This window comes from Gemmatimonadales bacterium (assembly GCA_036265815.1).
GTDB lineage: Bacteria > Gemmatimonadota > Gemmatimonadetes > Gemmatimonadales > GWC2-71-9 > CAVVWJ01.
On sequence record DATAOI010000071.1, the window covers coordinates 25,989 to 42,767 of the forward strand.

A 16,779-nucleotide genomic window follows, 5' to 3' on the forward strand; every position below is an offset into this window, starting at 1 on the left:
GTTATTGTGGTGTCTCTATATCGGAGCGTCGCACCCATGCGTCATCGTTCGTACCTCACCGGCATCGCCGCCGTCGGACTCATCGGGCTCTCCATCCTCGGCTTCCGGCTCTCCGGGGCGGGGCCCGCGGGTGATCGGCTCGCTCGTGCGCCGCTCCCGGTCCCGACTGCCAGGCAGCGGCTGGCCACCTTCGCCGGCGGGTGCTTCTGGTCGATGCAGAAGGCGTTCGACGGTGTCGCGGGCGTGGTCAAGACCACTGCCGGCTATGCCGGCGGCAAGAAGGCCAATCCAGCCTACGAGGATGTGGAGACGGGGGAGACGGGCCACGCCGAATCGGTGCAACTGGTCTACGATCCGGCCAAGATCTCCTACGAGAAGCTGCTCGATATCTATTGGCACCACATCGATCCGCTGACGCCCAACGCGGCGTTCTGCGATCGCGGACCCCAGTACCGCTCCATCATCTTCTATCACGACTCAACGCAGCAGCGGCTGGCCGAGGCGTCGAAGCGGGCCCTGGACGAGTCGCACCGATTCGCCACGCCGATCGTGACGGCCATCCAGCCGGCGACGCCGTTCTACCCGGCGGAGGAATACCACCAGCTCTTCTACAAGAAGAACCCGGCCCGCTACGAGGCGTACCGGATCGGGTGCGGGCGGGATCAGCGGACCCGGGAGCTCTGGGGCGACCTGGCAGTCTCGAAGGGAGGCGGCCAGTGAGACTCGCTCTGATCTTCGCCTTGGCCGCGGCGGCGCTGGCATCGACCGGCGGCACCGCGGCGGCGCAGGCCCAACCCATTGGATGGAACCCGATGACCTTCAAGAAGCCGAGCGATGCCGAGCTCAAACGTCAGCTCACGTCGGAGCAGTACACCGTGACCCAGCACGAGGGGACCGAGCGGCCGTTCCACAATGCCTACTGGGACAACCACGCGGCGGGGATCTACGTCGACGTGGTCTCCGGCGAGCCGCTGTTCAGCTCGCTCGACAAGTACGAATCGGGTACCGGGTGGCCCAGCTTCGTCCGGCCGATGGAGCCGGCCAATCTCCAGACCAAAAGTGACCACCGGCTGCTGGAAGACCGGACCGAAGTGCGCTCGGCCCACGCCGACTCCCATCTGGGGCATGTGTTCGACGACGGCCCTCCGCCGACCGGGAAACGCTACTGCATGAACTCCGCGGCGCTCCGGTTCGTCCCGGTTGACCGGCTGGAGGCGGAGGGGTACGGCAAGTACCTGCAGCTGTTCAAGCCGCGCTAGGGTCAGAGGGCAGCTGTCGTCCGAGCGTCGGGTGGATGACAACCCGGCGCTCCCGCTCCTCGGGATGACCGGCCCCGCTCACACGAGCACATACCGCCCGCCCCCCGTCGTCGCGATCACCAGGTTCATCGCCACGAAGAGGAGATCGTAGTGCCAGCCGTCGCTATGCTCTCCCCAGAATCCGGTATGCCAGACGAAGAGCTTTTTCTGGATCGCGCCGAGCATGATGAGAATGAGCCCCAGCGCGGCCACCTGGGGCAGCACGCCCAGCGCCACGCCCAGCCCGCCCGCCACCTCCGCGACGCCGAGAATGCGGGTGAACCCCGGGCTCGCCCCGATGCTCTTGCCCCGGGCGACGGGGTCTTTCACGTGACTCCGTCCGCTGGTGATGAACACCAGGCCCACCAGCAGCCTCATGAAGAGGAGCGCCGGGTCACTGAACTGGAGCAGCCAAGGAATTTTCGCCATATTGGGGCCCTCCGCTCGGGGGGTGCGCCGATCTTTCCTCCAGGAACCTGCCTAGGGCGATGAGTCGGCAGCCCATCGCCGAGTACGCCCTGCTGTCCGACTGCCGCTCCGCCGCGCTGCTGCACCGCGCGGGGTCGGTGGACTGGCTCTGCTTTCCGCGCTACGACGCGCCCTCGGTCTTCGGCCGGCTGCTGGATGAGCGGGCGGGGCACTGGTCCATCGCCGTGCCCGGTGCCACGGACATCCGCCGCCGCTATCTCGACGGCACCCTGGTCCTGGAGACCCGCTACGAGACCCCGACCGGACGGGTCACGCTCACCGATGCGCTCGCAGTAGGTGCCAACGAGCGAGACCATCAGCTGGCCACCCAATCGCCCCACGTGCTGCTCAGACGGGCGGAATGTACCGCCGGGAGCGTCGAGCTGGAGATGGAATATGCGCCCCGGCCGGACTACGGGCGCGCGGGGCACGATCCCGCTGGCGCCTCGGACCTGGTCTTCTCCTCACCGGTGCCGCACGCGAGCGGGGACGGGGCCGCGCGGGCCCGGATCACCCTCCACGCGGGCGAGTCGCGGGCCTTCGCGCTGCAGTTTCAGCCCGACGGTGGGCAGGATGCCTGCTGGACCGAGCAGGAGGTGACCGATCGCCTGCGGGAGACGATCGCCGCGTGGCAGAGCTGGTCCAGCCATCACCAGCGCTATGACGGTCCCTGGCCGGAGCTGGTGAAGGGCAGCGGCGTGGTGCTGCAGGGCCTCACCTATCAGCCGACCGGCGCCATCGTCGCCGCGGCCACCACGTCGCTGCCCGAGGTGGTGGGAGGGGAGCGCAACTGGGACTACCGCTACACCTGGATCCGCGACGCGAGCCTGACGCTGGAAGCGCTCTGGGTCGCGGCCTGCCCGGACGAGGCGATCCAGTTCTTCGACTTCATCGCCCGCACCGCCGTCCGCCAGCTTCACGAGGAAGGCGACCTGCAGATCATGTTCGGGGTGGGCGGCGAGCGCGACCTCTCGGAGCGCGAGCTCTCCCACCTGTCCGGCTGGCGTGACAGCCGGCCGGTCCGGGTCGGCAATGCCGCCTGGAGCCAGCGCCAGGTCGACGTCTATGGCGAGCTCCTGAGCGCGGTGCACCGGCTGCGCGGTCAGCTGGGAACGCTCGCGCCCACCACCGCCGGCTTCCTGGCCGACGTGGCCGACGCGGCACTTCGCCGCTGGCGAGAGCCGGACCACGGCATCTGGGAGATCCGGGACCAGCCCAGGCACTTCGTGCATTCCAAGCTGCTCTGCTGGGTGGCGCTCGACCGTGGGGTCGAGCTGGCCGATCTCCTCGGCGCCGAGCCGGAGCGGGTGGGTCGATGGACCAGCGGGCGCGAGGAGATCCGCCGGGCGATTCTGGAGCGCGGCTGGAGCGACCGCGCGGGCGCGTTCACCCAGACGTTCGATGGCGACGCGTTGGACGCCTCCACCCTGCTGATCCCGATCATGGGCCTGCTGCCGGGTGACGATCCCAAGGTGCGCGCCACCGTGAACGCGATCGCCACCCGGCTCACCGACCCCCGAGGTCTGGTCTACCGCTACCGGGTGGAGGACGGCCTGGAGGGAAGGGAGGGGGCGTTCCTGCTCTGCACCTTCTGGCTGGCCCACGCGCTCGCGCTGAGTGGGGAGACGGCGCGGGCCCGGGAGGTGTTCGGCCGGGCGGCGGCGTTCGTCAACGACGTCGGTCTTCTCTCGGAGGAGGCCGACGGCGCCACCGGCGAGCTGCTGGGCAACTTTCCCCAGGCGTTCAGCCACGTCGGTCTGGTGAACGCGGCGTGGGCGATCCAGCAGGCCGAGCGGGGCCGCGCGGCGCCCAGCACGCAGCCGCTGGAGTGACACCTACTCTCCCCGGGTCATCGCCTCCGCGTTCATCTCGGCAAAGTCCAGCTCCTCCTCCACCCGGTGGAAGGCGTCATCCCCGATCACCCCCCGCGACCGTAGATCCGAGAGCCGGCGCCGCTCCGCCTGCTGGGCTCGGCGCACCGCGCCCCAGTAGTCCGCTCCCCGACCGTCGTCAGGGGCCGCCGCCCCGCCGGATTCGGCCCGATCCACCCGCGCCTGGTATTTCTGCTGCAGCAGCCGCACCATCTCGTTTCCACTCGCCACGCCGTCCATGGCCGCCAGCCCGGCCCGCGCCGTCTCCGCCCGGGCCAGCCGGACCTCGCGCTCGACCGTATGGTCGTCCTGCAGCCGAAGCGTGCGCATGAGCGGACTCACCGTCATCCCCTGAACCACCAGCGTGGCGAGCACCACCGAGAACGCGGTGAAGAGAATGAGGTCGCGGTAGGGAAACCGCGCGGGCAGCGCCAGCGCCGCGGCCAGCGTGACGATGCCCCGCATGCCGCACCAGGCGATCACCGTCGCCGTCCGGAACGAGGGATACCGCCGGCTGCCGGGACGGACCAGCCAGCGACCGACTGCGGCGTAGCCCATCACCCACACGATACGCACCAGCACCACCGCCGCCGTGACCGCCGCCGCCACTCCCAGGTAGGTGATCAACTCGGCGTGTCCCAGCCGCTGCAGGATCGGCTTGAGCTGGAGGCCCACCAGGATGAATGCCAGCACGTTCAGCACGAAGACGGCGACTTCCCAGACCGCGTACGAGGGAATCCGGAGCCGGGCCGGGAACTGGTCGGGCGCCGTACGGGCCACCAGGATCGCGTAGACCACCATCGTGATGATGCCGGAGAGCCCGAGCCCCTCGGCGATCATCCACACGGCGAAGGTGGACACGAACTGCGAGATGACGGCCGTGGACAGGTCGTCGATCCGGGAGTTGAGGAAGAGCGAGGCCCGACAGAGCACCGCCGCCAGCAGGATGCTGCCGGCGGTCACCACCGCCAGCATCGGGATGGCGCTCCATCCGGAGAAGGTGCCGGTGAGCGCTGCCGCCACCGCCAGCCGGTAGGTCAGGAGCGCGGTCGCATCGTTGAACAGGCTTTCGCCCTCGAGAATCACGAAGACGTTGTGCGGCGCCCGGAGCTGGCGGAGCACGGCGGTGGCCGCGGCGGCATCGGGCGGCGCCACGATGGCGCCGAGCGCGATCGCGGCTGGCCAGGAGAGCTCCGGAACCATCCACCGCGCTACCACCGCCACCGCCACCACCGTGAGTCCCACCGCGACCAGCGCGAGGCCGGTCACCGCCCGCCAATTCTGTTTGAGGTCGCGCGGGGAGGAGTCGAAAGCGGCGTCGAGCAGCACCGGGGCCACGAACAGGGTCAGGGCCAGCCGGGGATCCAGCATCACGCTGGGCACGTTGGGCAGCAGCGCGAGCACCGCGCCCGCCAGCGCCAGCAGCGCGGGGTAGGGCGCGTTCATCCGGCGGGCGAACGCCGCGAGGACGGCGCCGACTAGAAGCAAGGTGATGACCAGCTCGAAGACGGGCATGAGACCCGAGTGGATGCGTCGGGGTACGATAGCAGGGAGGCGGGAAACGCGGGAAGAGGGCCCGCGGCCCGCGGTCAGCGCGGGCGCGCCGCCTGGAACTCCTGGGTCATCCGGTGCCGGGCGGTTCCGGGCAAGAGGAGCGCGCCGAGAAAGGTGACCGTCGCCGCCAGCGCGAGATAGATCCCGGGCGCCAGGTTCACCTGGGTGCGCGCCACCAGCCAGGCGGCGATCATCGGCGTGGTCCCGCCAAGCAGGGCGAGCGACACGTTGTATCCCACGGACAGCACGGTACAGCGGACCCGCCAGGGCGCCAGCTCCGCCATGGCGGCCGGAAGCACAGCGCCGGTCGTGCCGACCAGCAGGGCGAGCCCCATCTGACCTCCGAGAATGGCCAGCGGAGTGCCGTGGGCCATCAGTGCCATGAGCGGCCAGGCCAGCAGTGCGAGTCCTCCCGCCGCCCAGGCCAGCACGACGCGCCGTCCCAGACGGTCACTCGCGAGCCCGGCCACCGGAGTGATCACCAGCAGCAGCATCATGGCGATCGTGTTGAGCTCGAACGCCCTGATGGCCGGCACCTGGGCCACCTGCTGGAGCCAGATGGCGGAATAGACGAACGTGGTGTAGAACCCGACGCTGATCCCCGCCGTCAGGGCCACCAGGTGCGCCATCGTCCGCCAGTGCGCGCGCAATGCCTCGCTCAGCGGGGACTTGGCTGGCGCCTGCTGGGGCACCCGTTCGACGTAGTGCCGCCGGATCGCCAGGCCGCCGAGCCCGACCAAGAGCCCCACCAGAAACGGGATCCGCCAGCCGTAGTCATTCACCGCCTCGGGCGACATGCTCGCGTTCACCAGCCAGCCCGCCGCCGAGCCGAGCAGAGTCCCGGACGCCGCGCCGAACGGCCCCCAGCTCCCCATCCAGCCACGGTGGCCCGGCGCCGAGCCCTCCACCAGAAACACCGCGGACGCCATGTACTCGCCGCCGACCGACACCCCCTGGAGCATGCGAAATAGCACCAGCAGGATGGGCGCCGCCAGACCGATCGTCGCCGCGCCGGGCAGGAGCCCGATGAAGAATGAGGGGAACGCCATGGCGAGCACCGACCCGACCAGCGCCTCCTTGCGGCCGAAGCGGTCCCCGATCCAGCCGAACAGCGCCCCGCCCACCGGCCGCATGAGGAAGCCGGCCGCGAACGTGCCGAACGCTGCCAGCAGCGATGCGGTCGGATTTCCGGCGGGAAAGAAATGGGTGCCGATCTGCCGGGCGAAGAACCCGAAGAGGGCGAAGTCGTACCACTCGAGCATGTTCCCCACCACCCCGGCGATGACGCCCCGGCGCACGCTGGCGGGAGTATGGAACTCCTGGGTGTGGACGAACGCGGGAGTGAGCGGGGTGGCGGTCGCGGTCATGGAGATACCGGGGCTGAGCCTCGCGTCCGCAGTCGCCGCGCAATCCGCTCAGAGCTGACGCGGAGATCGGCCTGGGGAGCCGAGGGGTCTATGAGAGAGTCCGGGAAGGCTCTAGCATACTCATACCCGGAGGGAGGGGCTAGAGCCATGTGGCGGGGATCGTTGGCAGTGCGCCTTGGCACAGTGTGGATCGCCTCGACGGCAGGTGCGGCCGCGGCGCCGGTGTGCGCCTGGGGCCAGCACGCCGCGGACGGCAGGGTGCAGGCCCGGATGGGTCACGTCGACTTCCATATCGATTCGAGCGTGGTGCTGCGGATCCACTCGCTCCGCGGTGCGCTCCTCCGCGCCGCGCCCGAGCACCTGCCCTATCTGGACGACAAGCACTCCTTCATCCTGGCCATCGACACGGCCAGGATCGGGATTACCCCGGCGTCCCTCAGCGGCCTGCTCAACCGTTACACCTTCGCCTATCGCGGGTCACCGCTGCGCAAGCTGACCGTCACGGTGAAGGAGGGGCATGTCGAGCAACGCGGCCTGATGAAGGGAATCTCGTTCACCATGGTGGCCGATCTCACCATCACTCCCGAGGGCGACCTCCGGCTGCACCCGACGTCCATCAAGGCGGTGGGGATCAAGGTAGGGGGCTTGATGAAGTTCTTCGGCCTCAACCTGGAGAAGATGGTGAACACCAGCGGGGCCCGCGGCGTCCGGATCGAGGGCAACGACTTTCTGCTCTCGCCCACGGGGCTGCTGCCGCCACCCAAGGTGCAGGGGCGGGTGGTCGCCGTCGAGGTGACCGACACGGAGCTGGTGCAGGTGTTCGGGCCCAGGCCCGAGTCGGAGGCGCATCCGCGCGCTCCTCCCGAGCCCAAGGCGCCGAATTACATGTTTTTCCGTGGCGGGGTGCTGCGCTTCGGGAAGCTCACCATGACCGACACCGACCTGCTCATCGTCGACGCCGAGCCGAAGGATCGCTTCGACTTCTTCCTGGATCACTACAACGAACAGCTGGTCGCGGGCTATTCCAGGAACACCCCCGATCACGGGCTCATCGTGACCATGCCCGATTACGCGGCGCTCAAGTCGGACCGCCGGTTGCCTCCGCCGGCGGTCCGCTAGCGGCGTGCCGGCCCCGGACCGAGCTACTTGAGCTCAGACTCGCTGCCGACGGATGCTGCCGCCTGGTTGATGCCGCTCTCGCCGATCTGGGTGAGTTTCTGGTCGGCGGCCTCCTCCTCCTCGAGGGTCTGTTGCAGCAGCCTCTCCGCATCTGAGTAGCCCAGGAGCTGGGCGTAGGTCCGCAGACAGCCGTAGGCGGCCATCTCGTAGTGCTCGACCCGTTGAGCTGCGGCGATCAGGGCCGCGTCGATCACGGCGCCTTCGCCCTCCTGCTCCAGGATCTCCTTACCTTCCTCCAATAGACCTTCCATGCCCTTGCACTTCTTGCCGCGGGCCGTCTGCTCGAGGGCCTTGAAGATCTGCTCCAGGCGCTGCACGTGGCCCTGCGTCTGCTTGAGATGGTGCGTGAAGGCCTGTTGCAAGTCCTGCGACTCCGCGGCCTTAGCCATGCGGGGCAGGGCACGCACGATTTGCTTCTCGGCGCTGTAAATGTCCTTCAGCTCTTCCAGAAAGAGCTTGTCGAGGGAATCGAGACTCATGGGATGCTCCGACACCTGAGGAAAAAAGTCGTGTCACACTCCGCGTGTCACACAGTGGCGGCCCATGATATTGTGCAATCCGAGCCCGGGATGTGATGGTGCTCTCACTGGCGGGGTATCGGCCGCTCGGCCCGAACGGGCGGCTGGCGCCAGCCCACCTGGGCTGCTATTTTGCTCATGTGGGCAACCCCTCGAGCGGGAGGCGACGGTGTCGAGCTACCCCGATGTCGGCAGAGTCGTGCAGCACCTGGGCGGGCGGAAGGTGCTGCGGGAGCACCTCGCCAGCGTGGCGGATGTGGAGCGCGCCGTGGGAAAGGGGCTGCCGTACGCGTCGCTCACCCATGTGATCCGAGGCTATCCCGAGCGGCAGCAGCGCCACGTACAGGAGATCGTGCTGCCCCGCTCCACCCTGCAGCGCCGGGAAGGAGAGGGTCGCCTCAAGCCGGCGGAGAGCGAGCGGTTGGAGCGCATCGCCCGGCTCACGGCGCTGGCCGAGCAGGTGTGGGAGTCGCCGGAGGAGGCGCAGCGGTTTCTGACCACGGACCATCCGATGCTCGAGGGCCAGGCCCCGCTGGACCTCGCCGCCACCGACCTCGGCACGCGCCGGGTGGAAGCGCTGCTCTGGAAGCTCGAGTACAGTCTCCCGGTGTGAGGCCCCGCCGATGACGGTCTACCGGGTGGCCAAGCGGAGGTATCCGGTGTACGACGGCAGCGGGGCCGCGCTCGAAGGCGGCAGATGGAACTCGCCCGGGCGGACCCTGATCTACACATCGGAGCATTACGCCACCGCCATCCTGGAAAAGCTGGTGCATGGGGGACGCACGCGCCTTCCCGGCCGGCATCATGCGGCGGCGATTCACCTGCCCGACGATCTGCCGATGGAGCGGTTCGATCCGGCACGTCATTCAGGCTGGGATCATGAAGACTCCCCCGTGGCCAGGAATTTCGGGGACGCCTGGCACAGCGAGGCCCGGACCGCCGTCCTGTTCGTGCCATCCCTCGCGGGCCAGCCGGTGGAGTGGAACGCCATCATCAACCCCGCGCACCCCGATGCGGGTCGGCTGACCGTGATGCCCGTGTTCGACGTGATCTGGGACGGACGGCTCTTCGGGCCGGCCCCGTTCCGCGAATCTTGAGCCTGCCTGCTCCGTAGGACAGATTTCAGACCCTTCCCCCCTCTGCCCCGTGGGATGTCTCATGCCACCCAGAACCCTCGTGCATGTCGTGCGTCTGGCCATGCTCTCGGGGGGTGTCCTCTTTTCTATTGGATGCCACCACGGCGGCGGACCGGCGAGCGCCCCCGTGGGAGCGGATTTCCTCGCCGACGACATGAACCCGTCCGTCGATCCGGGCGTGGATTTCTTTGAGTACGCCAACGGCGGCTGGCTCGACCGAAACCCCATTCCACCATCCGAATCGAACTGGGGCATCGGGCAGGTGGTCCGGGAGCAGCTCTACCTCAATCTCCGCCGGATCAACGAGCGGTCCGCATCCGCCGCACACCCCGCGGGCAGCGACGAGCAGAAGATCGGAGATTTCTGGGCGACGGCCATGGACACGGCCAAGGCGGAACGCCTGGGCGTCCACCCGCTCGACGCGGAGCTCGCCAGGATCGACGGCATCACCGGCCCCCGCGAGGCACTCGATGTCGCCTTCGCCCTGCAGCCACTCGGGGTCGGCGCGTTCTTCGGCGTCTCCGTGGGCCAGGACGAGAAGGCGAGCGATGTCATGGCCGTCCATCTGTATCAAGGTGGGCTCGGGCTGCCCGATCGCGATTACTACATCAACCCCGACACGGGGGTGGCGCGGACCCGCGAGGAGTACGTCGCCCACCTGGCGCGGACGCTCGAGCTGCTCGGCCGCGACGCCGCCGGTGCGCGGAGCGCGGCGGCGAGGATCATGGCGTTCGAGAGCTCACTGGCCAGGGCTTCCCGCAAGTTGGAGGATCTGCGGGACCCGCAGGCGAACTACCACAAGATGACGCCGGCCGAGCTGACATCGAAGCACACGCCCTCGATCGACTGGGCGGAGCGGCTCGGCGCATGGAAGCTCCGCCCGGAGTTCGTCATCGTGGGCCAGCCGGAGTTCTTCTCCGCCCTGGACAGCCTGCTGGCGCGGACCCCGGCGCCGGTACTCCAGGACTATCTCCGCTTCCGTCTGGTCTCGAGCTACTCGGAGTATCTGAGCAAGGCGTTCGACGAGGAGCACTTCAGGTTCTACCATCAGGTGCTCGCCGGGCAGGAGGAGCCTCGGCTCCGCTGGAAGCGCGTGCTCGACGCGCAAGGCGACGCGATGGGCATGGTACTCGGCCGCCGCTTCGTGAAGGAGTACTTTCCCCCCGCCGCCAAGCGGCGCTATACCGCGATGGTGGAGGCGATTCGCGCCGCCTACCGCGAGCGCATCCACCGGCTCGACTGGATGAGCGGCGCGACCAAGGCCAGGGCATTACAGAAGCTCGCCGGCATCACCCCCAAGGTGGGCTACCCGGACAAGTGGAAGGACTATTCGGCGCTGGTGATCGGCCGCGAGTCGTATGCCGCCAACATGATGAACGGGGCCCGCTGGCAGTTCGACGACATGATCTCCAAGTACGGCAAGCCGGTCGACCGGACCGAATGGGGCATGACGCCGCAGACGTACAACGCCTACTACAGTGCCGCGAACAACGAGATCGTGCTGCCGGCCGCGATCTTCACCATCATGGGCCTGGCGGACGATCAGATCGACGACGCGGTGGCCTACGGCTACGTCGGTGCCTCGACCATCGGTCACGAGATCACCCATGGCTTCGACGATGAGGGACGCCAGTTCGACGCGGCGGGGAATCTCACCGATTGGTGGACTAAGGAAGACGCCGAGCGGTTCCGCCAGCGCGCCGAGGTGATGGTAAAGCAGTTCGACGCGTATCAGCCCTTGCCTGGCCTGCACATCAATGGCAAGGCCAGCCTGGGAGAGAACATCGCGGATTATGGCGGCATCCTGCTCGGCCTCGATGCCTTCAGGCACACCGAGCAGTACCGGAGCGGCAAGAAGATCGGTGGACTTACGCCGGTGCAGCGCTACTTCATGGGATACGCGCTCGGCTGGCTCTCCCGGGATCGAGACGCCTACCTGAGGAGCCTGCTGTTGAGCAACGTCCACGCGCCGGCCAAATGGCGCGTGCTGGGTCCGATGGCGAACATCCCCGAATTCTACGCGGCATTCGGGGTCAAGCCCGGCCAGCCGATGTGGCGGCCGGAGGCCGAGCGGGTGCGGATCTGGTGAGGTTCACCGTAGCGCCCGCCGCGTACCAGCGAGCATGGAATTGCATGTGAGCATGGAGTTGCACCGAGATCACGACTTCCTGCACTCTTGGCCAATTCCGGCCACCTGACCACCCGGTACCTGCTGTGGCATCACCACAGCCGTGCCACAAACGACCTTCCGGATCGCTCCGCGTAACTCATACTGCGCGGCCCCGTTAGACCCTGGCCAGCGTTCCTGGCCCCCAGCCTGCCTCCCTCTCCCAGCGTTACCGGAGCCGTTGCAATCAGCCCTTGGCCGGTAGCTCACCCGAGCACTCGCGGGAGGTGATATGCAGTCGATCATCGCTCGTTCGATCGTGGTTGCTGTTCGTGCCCGTGTCGAGATGTGTGCGGTGGTTTGCCTGTCCGCCTTTCCCGCCGGGCAGCCGAAGGAGCCCGCGCCGGCACCCCGGAGCGCGGCGCCCGAGGCGCCGGCCTTGCCGGTGTCCGCCGAGGATAGTGCGATGGCCGAAGGGCGACTCACGGCACTGCAGCTGCGCCGGCCGTTGCAGGATTATTTCGCGCGCTTCAGCGACGATCGGGTGCTGGTGCGCCGGGTGGCACGCGCCGTCGCGCTGGAAGCCAAGCGCCAGAATGTGGCGGCATCACTGATCGCGGCCGTGGTGGTCACCGAGAACACCACCCTCACGCCCGAGGCGGAGAGCTCGGTCGGCGCACGCGGACTCATGCAGGTGATGCCGATGCATGCCGGCCGGCTGGGCTGCCAGTCGGACGACCTCGATGAGGTCGAGAGCAACATCTGCCACGGGACCAAGATCCTGTCCCGGAACCTGCGCACCACCAACTCATCGTTCGTGGCCCTGCTGCGCTACAACGGCTGTGTGAAGGGCACCAACACCCCGAACTGCCGGATGTACCCGGTCCGAGTGCTGGCCCGGGCTGGGCGGGTGCGTCAGCAGATGCTGGCGGCCTACGCCGAGCAGCCGGTGCCCGCAGTGGGAGCCGGAGCGGACGCGGCTCGCGTCATCCAGCTGGCGCAGCGCTGAGCTGCTCGGTCAGACCTCGGGCGGCCCCACGCCCGTCTGCCGCCGCCAGATCTCCCGCAGTGTGTCCATCGTATCCGCCTCGGCCGCGGACTTGTCCGGCCGGTAGCCCTTGATCCGCGCGAATCGGAGCGCCAGGCCGCCAGGGTATTGCGGGCTGCTCTGGAGATCGTTGAACGCCACCTCCACCACCAGCTCGGGCCGCACGTACACGGTGTGCCCGTCGCGTGAGACCTCGAGCTCCTGCAGCCGCTCTGTCTGCCAGGCGAGCATCTCGTCCGTCATCCCCTTGAACGTCTTGCCCAGCATCACGAAGCCACCGTGCTCGCTGTCGCGCGCGCCGAGGTGCAGGTTGCTGAGCCAGCCGCGCCGGCGGCCGTGGCCCCACTCGGCGGCCAGGACCACCAGGTCCAGCGTGCGGACCGGCTTCACCTTGAGCCACCGGCGGCCGCGGCGCCCCGCCTCGTAGACCGAGTCGACCGCTTTGGCCATGATGCCCTCGTGACCCCGCCCGAGTGACGCGGCGAGAAACTCACGCGCCTCCTCGACCGACGCGGTCACCAGCCGCGGCACCAGGAACTCGGCCGGCACGGCCTTCACCAGCTCGGCGGAGCGGCGGTAGAGCGGCTCGTCGATGAGGGGAACGCCGTCGAGATAGAGCAGATCGAAGAGGAAGAGCGTGAGCGGCGTCGTCCCACGCGTCCGCTCGACCTCGAGCCGGCGGCCGAACCGGCTCATGGTCGTCTGGAACGGGTGCGGCGTGCCGTCTGGGCGGAGGGCGATCGACTCGCCCTCCAGGATCAGCTCGCGGGCGGGCATGGCGCGGGCGGCCTCCACCAACTCTGGCACCGCCGGCGTGACCTCGTTGAGCCGGCGGGAGTAGACCCGGATCTCGTCGCCGGCCTTGTGAATCTGCACCCGCGCGCCGTCCAGCTTGTATTCCAGCGCCGCCTCGCCCAGCTCGCCCAGTGCCTCGGCTTCGCTCTCCGCGGTCCCGGCAAGCATCGGGAGCACCGGCCGAAAGAGCTGCACGGCGAAGGCGGCCAGGCCACCTAGCCCCTCCACCAGGGCCGCCTTGGCCACCCGGGGAACGTCCCCCGCCATCATGACCGCCCGGCGCACGTCCGTCGCCGGCACGCCGGCGGCGTGCGCGACGGCCTCGATCACCAACCCCTCGACCGCGCCCTGGCGAAGCTCGCCCATGATGAGCCCGAAGAAGAACTGCTGCTCGTCGGCTGTCATCCGCCCGAGCAGCTCCCGGAGGAGTCGCTGCTTCGTTTCCGCCGATCCTTTTCCACTGGCCCGGGCGATGAGCTCGAGGGTGGCGTCCACTTCGGCGAGCACCACCGTGGACGACTCTACCGCCGGACCGGATGCGGCCGCCTGAAGCGCGGCCCAGCCGACGCCGAGCTTGTCCTGCCGGACGGCGCCGGAGAGGTAGGCGGTGGCGATCTCGATCTCCGGCGGCGGCACCGTTGTGAGCAGCGCGGCCAGCAGGCCGATCTTGTCGCGGCGACCGCTGGCCTCCGCCACCCGGCGGGAGGTCTCGACCAGGGAGGCGAGCTTCAGGGGGACGTCCGAGCTCGAGTCATTCAGCTCGATGAATCGCGCCGGAGCCCAATCCCCCCATCGCACCGTCCTCGCCGAACCAGGCCACACCCGAGCCCATGCTGCCCAGGCCGATGAATCCGATTTTCATGACGGTTCACTCAGCTCCGGTGATGCCGGCCGCCCTCCGGGAAGGAAAATATCCCGCGGTGCTTCCCGCTCTCTGTTCGGGCGTGCCAAGGCTTGAGCATCTCATCGACGCTTTTTGGCAGCGGCCACGGGTTCTCTGCCTTGGGAGACGGGTCCGGCGCGAAGACCCGCGGTCTGGGCCCCGCCGCGGTCGGTGCATCCTCCTGCTGTCGACAGGGGCCGATGCCGAGGACGAGCAGGATGCCGAGGACGAGCGCCAGGCGCGAGAGGAGGGTGCGGAGCATGGGTAGGCAAGTATACGTCGATTGAGCGGGTTTGCGGTGGTGGACATCACGACTGCCATTGCGCTTCTCCGCGCCCCTTTGCATCACGCCCTGCATGCCTTGGCAGAGTGCCCCGAACAAGCCCCGAGCCAAGCCTCGGTCGGTGACTGCGCCACACGGCTAAGCTCAGGCCCCCCCAGGGCTTTCTCTCCCCCGTCCAGTTCTGAACCGTCCCGTGGCAGCCCCTTTGCTCACCCCCACCTGCGGACGACCCCATTCGTCCTTCCACGCCTCGCTTCATTCACCAGCAAGAGGGACAACCCATGATGCGTAGCATGATTCGCGGTGCCGCAGCTGGTCTCGCTCTGGTTCTGGTTGCTCAGGCCGCACACGCCCAGGCCGGTCTCAGCCTCGGGCTCGGGGGCGGCGCCGTGCTGCCCAGCGGCACGATGGCCAATGGCCTCCAGACCGGCTGGAACGGCATGATCGTGGCCCGGGTGAAGCCCGCGCTCAGCCCGGTGGGCCTTCAGCTCGACGGCTTCTACGACCGCTTCGCGCTCGAGGGCGGCATCGACGGTCACAGCAGCATGCTCGGCGCCACGGCGAACGTGGTCTTCGCCATGCCGAGCGCGATGGTGGCTCACCCGTACCTGCTGGGCGGCGTCGGGGTGTACAACGGGAAGACCTCGATCGATGGCGTAGGGTCGTCCCCGTCGCAGACCAAGTTCGGTCTGAATGCCGGAGCCGGGCTCGACTTCGCCTTCGGGAGCAGCGCCCGACTGTTCGCCGAGGGGCGGTTCCATGCGATCCTCAAAGGGGTGACCGACCCGACGACCGCGCAGGAGAAGACCGGGTACATGATCCCGCTCACCGTCGGCCTGCGCTGGGCGATGCGCTAAGCGATTCAACTCCTGCCGTAGACAGCCGCCTCGCCTTCGGGCGAGGCGGTTTTGTCTTTCCCGCCCGGCCGATCGCTGCGGCGGCGCAGCCACACTGTGCTCGGGCCAGACCTGAGCGCCGTCCGGCCCACCACCCGGAAGTACAACCATCTCAACCTGTTGGGTCCCGGAGCATCGGCGGGCCCACCGCGTGCGTAATCCCGCTCCGTAAGAGAGCCGACTCCTCGGCTTCTCTGCACTCCCCTGCACCCGCTCTAGCCGACAACCAGAGGGTACCGTGTCGCGCTTTGTGCTTCTCGTCGCCGCGTGCGCCGGTGTGGCGCTGGCGGGCTGCGCTCCAGCAACGCAAGCGGTCCGGCTCTCGGACGGCCCCCAGCCGGTCGAGCTGCGAATGCGCACCGCGATGCTCCTGGCGGACCAGCCGACCGAGATCGTGGTAGAGAGTCCCGGCTCGGACAGCATCGCGATCGAGTCGGACAATGGGCTCGATCGCTACTGGAGCGCCGGCCCGGTCCTCCACGCGAAGCTCACCCCGACCTTCGGTGACACGGCGGGGACTACGCTCGAGGCGGTGCGCTGGCACGGACAGCTGCTCGACCGGCTGAAAAAGCCCGCCAGGATCTCCGCCTGCAGGGAAGGCCGCTGCCGCGAGTTCTATCACGAGTTCCCCCGCCAGCTCCTGGAGCACAACCGGCGCACCGTGGCACTCACCGCCGGGTGGAGCACGGTCTTCGCCCAGCGGTCCATCACCGGGACCGACCGGAGCGTGCTGTTCGAGAAGGCGCTGAGCAATTCGATCTGGTCATTTCAGGCGGAGCTGGCGGAGCGGAGCTGGAGCGCACTGGCTCAGGGCTTCGTCGGCGCCGACCAGCGCGGCGCCTCGCTCGATCTCTCCCGCGTGATCAAGCCGGCCGGCGACGGCCTTCGCTACGGGCTTGCCATGCACTTGGGCCTGACCCACTCGACATGGCTGCCGGAGCAACAGAGTCCGCTGCTGGCCGACCGGACGGTCTACCAGCTCAGCGCGGGTCCCAGCATCATGATCAAAGGCATCACGGCGAGCACCCAGATCGGGGTGCACACCGACGGGGTCGAGACGCTGCAGGTGCTCAGCACCCGCGTGTCCCTCAACGGGAACCTCACCGCCGTCCGAAGCCCGGTCACCCTGTCCGCCGAGAAGACCTTCTCCTTCGGCGGCGGCGCGATCATCTCTCGCCGGCGGGACGCCCTCGAGAGCCTCGGCGGCGCCGTCCATCTGTTCGACGATTTCGCGGTGACTGCCGGCGTGACCACCCACCGGATCGCCTGGCCCAACGAACGTTCGGCCGACGACCTGCGGGGCACGGAGACGCTGATCAGGCTGGGAGGGGAGTATGCGGTGAGTTGGTAAGGTGGACAAGGTGAGGCAGGGTGGG

General features: G+C 68.5%; 15 protein-coding genes. 10 read left to right on the top strand and 5 right to left on the bottom strand.

The annotated features are described in order from the left end of the window. The first annotated feature begins 36 nt into the window (after positions 1–36). Both msrA and msrB read left to right on the top strand, forming a co-directional pair. Complete coding sequence (msrA, locus tag VHR41_15275) at positions 37–720, top strand: peptide-methionine (S)-S-oxide reductase MsrA (protein ID HEX3235559.1); 684 nt, start codon at positions 37–39, stop codon at positions 718–720. Further along, on the top strand, positions 717–1,259 hold the full coding sequence (gene msrB / locus VHR41_15280) for a peptide-methionine (R)-S-oxide reductase MsrB (GenBank protein ID HEX3235560.1): 543 nt from the start codon (positions 717–719) through the stop codon (positions 1,257–1,259). The genes msrA and msrB overlap by 4 nt, the downstream gene beginning before the upstream one ends. Before the next feature lie 78 nt (positions 1,260–1,337). Here msrB and VHR41_15285 read toward each other — a convergent pair whose 3' ends face one another. After that, complete coding sequence (locus tag VHR41_15285; protein HEX3235561.1) at positions 1,338–1,727, bottom strand: DoxX family protein; 390 nt, start codon at positions 1,725–1,727, stop codon at positions 1,338–1,340. A gap of 59 nt (positions 1,728–1,786) precedes the next feature. Between VHR41_15285 and VHR41_15290 the strand changes: the two genes are divergently transcribed. Further along, a complete protein-coding gene (locus VHR41_15290; protein ID HEX3235562.1) occupies positions 1,787–3,598 on the top strand; it encodes a glycoside hydrolase family 15 protein in 1,812 nt (603 codons plus the stop codon). A 3-nt stretch (positions 3,599–3,601) separates the two neighbouring features. Here the strand turns inward: VHR41_15290 and VHR41_15295 are convergent, their stop codons facing one another. Both VHR41_15295 and VHR41_15300 read right to left on the bottom strand, forming a co-directional pair. After that, positions 3,602–5,152 (bottom strand): sodium:proton antiporter, encoded by a 1,551-nt coding sequence (locus VHR41_15295; GenBank protein ID HEX3235563.1) that lies wholly within the window; start codon positions 5,150–5,152, stop codon positions 3,602–3,604. A gap of 74 nt (positions 5,153–5,226) precedes the next feature. Beyond that, the gene (locus VHR41_15300; protein HEX3235564.1) at positions 5,227–6,558 is read right to left on the bottom strand and encodes an MFS transporter; all 1,332 of its coding nucleotides are present in this window, start codon (positions 6,556–6,558) and stop codon (positions 5,227–5,229) included. Positions 6,559–6,726: 168 nt separating this feature from the next. On the opposite strand from VHR41_15300, the gene VHR41_15305 reads away from it, so the two are divergent. Beyond that, positions 6,727–7,677: a hypothetical protein gene (locus VHR41_15305; GenBank protein HEX3235565.1), complete on the top strand. Its 951-nt coding sequence runs from the start codon at positions 6,727–6,729 to the stop codon at positions 7,675–7,677. A 23-nt stretch (positions 7,678–7,700) separates the two neighbouring features. On the opposite strand, the gene VHR41_15310 is transcribed toward VHR41_15305, so the two are convergent. Then, entirely contained in the window at positions 7,701–8,216 is a 516-nt protein-coding gene (locus VHR41_15310) for a ferritin-like domain-containing protein (protein HEX3235566.1), read from the bottom strand. A gap of 208 nt (positions 8,217–8,424) precedes the next feature. Between VHR41_15310 and VHR41_15315 the strand changes: the two genes are divergently transcribed. From VHR41_15315 to VHR41_15330, 4 genes are all read left to right on the top strand, one after another. Next, positions 8,425–8,868, top strand: a complete 444-nt coding sequence (locus VHR41_15315) for an antitoxin Xre/MbcA/ParS toxin-binding domain-containing protein (protein ID HEX3235567.1) — start codon at positions 8,425–8,427, stop codon at positions 8,866–8,868. Positions 8,869–8,878: 10 nt separating this feature from the next. Further along, the gene (locus VHR41_15320; GenBank protein HEX3235568.1) at positions 8,879–9,352 is read left to right on the top strand and encodes an RES domain-containing protein; all 474 of its coding nucleotides are present in this window, start codon (positions 8,879–8,881) and stop codon (positions 9,350–9,352) included. A 166-nt stretch (positions 9,353–9,518) separates the two neighbouring features. After that, entirely contained in the window at positions 9,519–11,480 is a 1,962-nt protein-coding gene (locus tag VHR41_15325) for a M13 family metallopeptidase (GenBank protein ID HEX3235569.1), read from the top strand. 310 nt (positions 11,481–11,790) lie between these two features. Then, the gene (locus VHR41_15330; protein HEX3235570.1) at positions 11,791–12,507 is read left to right on the top strand and encodes a transglycosylase SLT domain-containing protein; all 717 of its coding nucleotides are present in this window, start codon (positions 11,791–11,793) and stop codon (positions 12,505–12,507) included. Between the two features lie 9 nt (positions 12,508–12,516). Here the strand turns inward: VHR41_15330 and VHR41_15335 are convergent, their stop codons facing one another. After that, positions 12,517–14,139 (bottom strand): ATP-dependent DNA ligase, encoded by a 1,623-nt coding sequence (locus VHR41_15335; protein HEX3235571.1) that lies wholly within the window; start codon positions 14,137–14,139, stop codon positions 12,517–12,519. A gap of 649 nt (positions 14,140–14,788) precedes the next feature. On the opposite strand from VHR41_15335, the gene VHR41_15340 reads away from it, so the two are divergent. Beyond that, on the top strand, positions 14,789–15,364 hold the full coding sequence (locus VHR41_15340; GenBank protein HEX3235572.1) for an outer membrane beta-barrel protein: 576 nt from the start codon (positions 14,789–14,791) through the stop codon (positions 15,362–15,364). Positions 15,365–15,641: 277 nt separating this feature from the next. Then, positions 15,642–16,754 carry a hypothetical protein gene (locus VHR41_15345; protein ID HEX3235573.1) on the top strand — a complete coding sequence of 371 codons (1,113 nt, stop codon included), beginning with the start codon at positions 15,642–15,644 and terminating at the stop codon, positions 16,752–16,754. Positions 16,755–16,779 lie beyond the last annotated feature (25 nt).

What these genes read in the sequence shown, in the direction of transcription:
- VHR41_15285 (HEX3235561.1), bottom strand. Translation starts at nt 1,727, where the DNA reads ATGGCGAAAATTCCTTGGCTGCTCCAGTTCAGTGACCCGGCGCTCCTC.
- VHR41_15320 (HEX3235568.1), top strand. Translation starts at nt 8,879, where the DNA reads ATGACGGTCTACCGGGTGGCCAAGCGGAGGTATCCGGTGTACGACGGC.
- VHR41_15330 (HEX3235570.1), top strand. Translation starts at nt 11,791, where the DNA reads ATGCAGTCGATCATCGCTCGTTCGATCGTGGTTGCTGTTCGTGCCCGT.
- VHR41_15295 (HEX3235563.1), bottom strand. Translation starts at nt 5,152, where the DNA reads ATGCCCGTCTTCGAGCTGGTCATCACCTTGCTTCTAGTCGGCGCCGTC.
- VHR41_15310 (HEX3235566.1), bottom strand. Translation starts at nt 8,216, where the DNA reads ATGAGTCTCGATTCCCTCGACAAGCTCTTTCTGGAAGAGCTGAAGGAC.
- msrA (HEX3235559.1), top strand. Translation starts at nt 37, where the DNA reads ATGCGTCATCGTTCGTACCTCACCGGCATCGCCGCCGTCGGACTCATC.
- VHR41_15300 (HEX3235564.1), bottom strand. Translation starts at nt 6,558, where the DNA reads ATGACCGCGACCGCCACCCCGCTCACTCCCGCGTTCGTCCACACCCAG.
- VHR41_15290 (HEX3235562.1), top strand. Translation starts at nt 1,787, where the DNA reads ATGAGTCGGCAGCCCATCGCCGAGTACGCCCTGCTGTCCGACTGCCGC.
- VHR41_15340 (HEX3235572.1), top strand. Translation starts at nt 14,789, where the DNA reads ATGATGCGTAGCATGATTCGCGGTGCCGCAGCTGGTCTCGCTCTGGTT.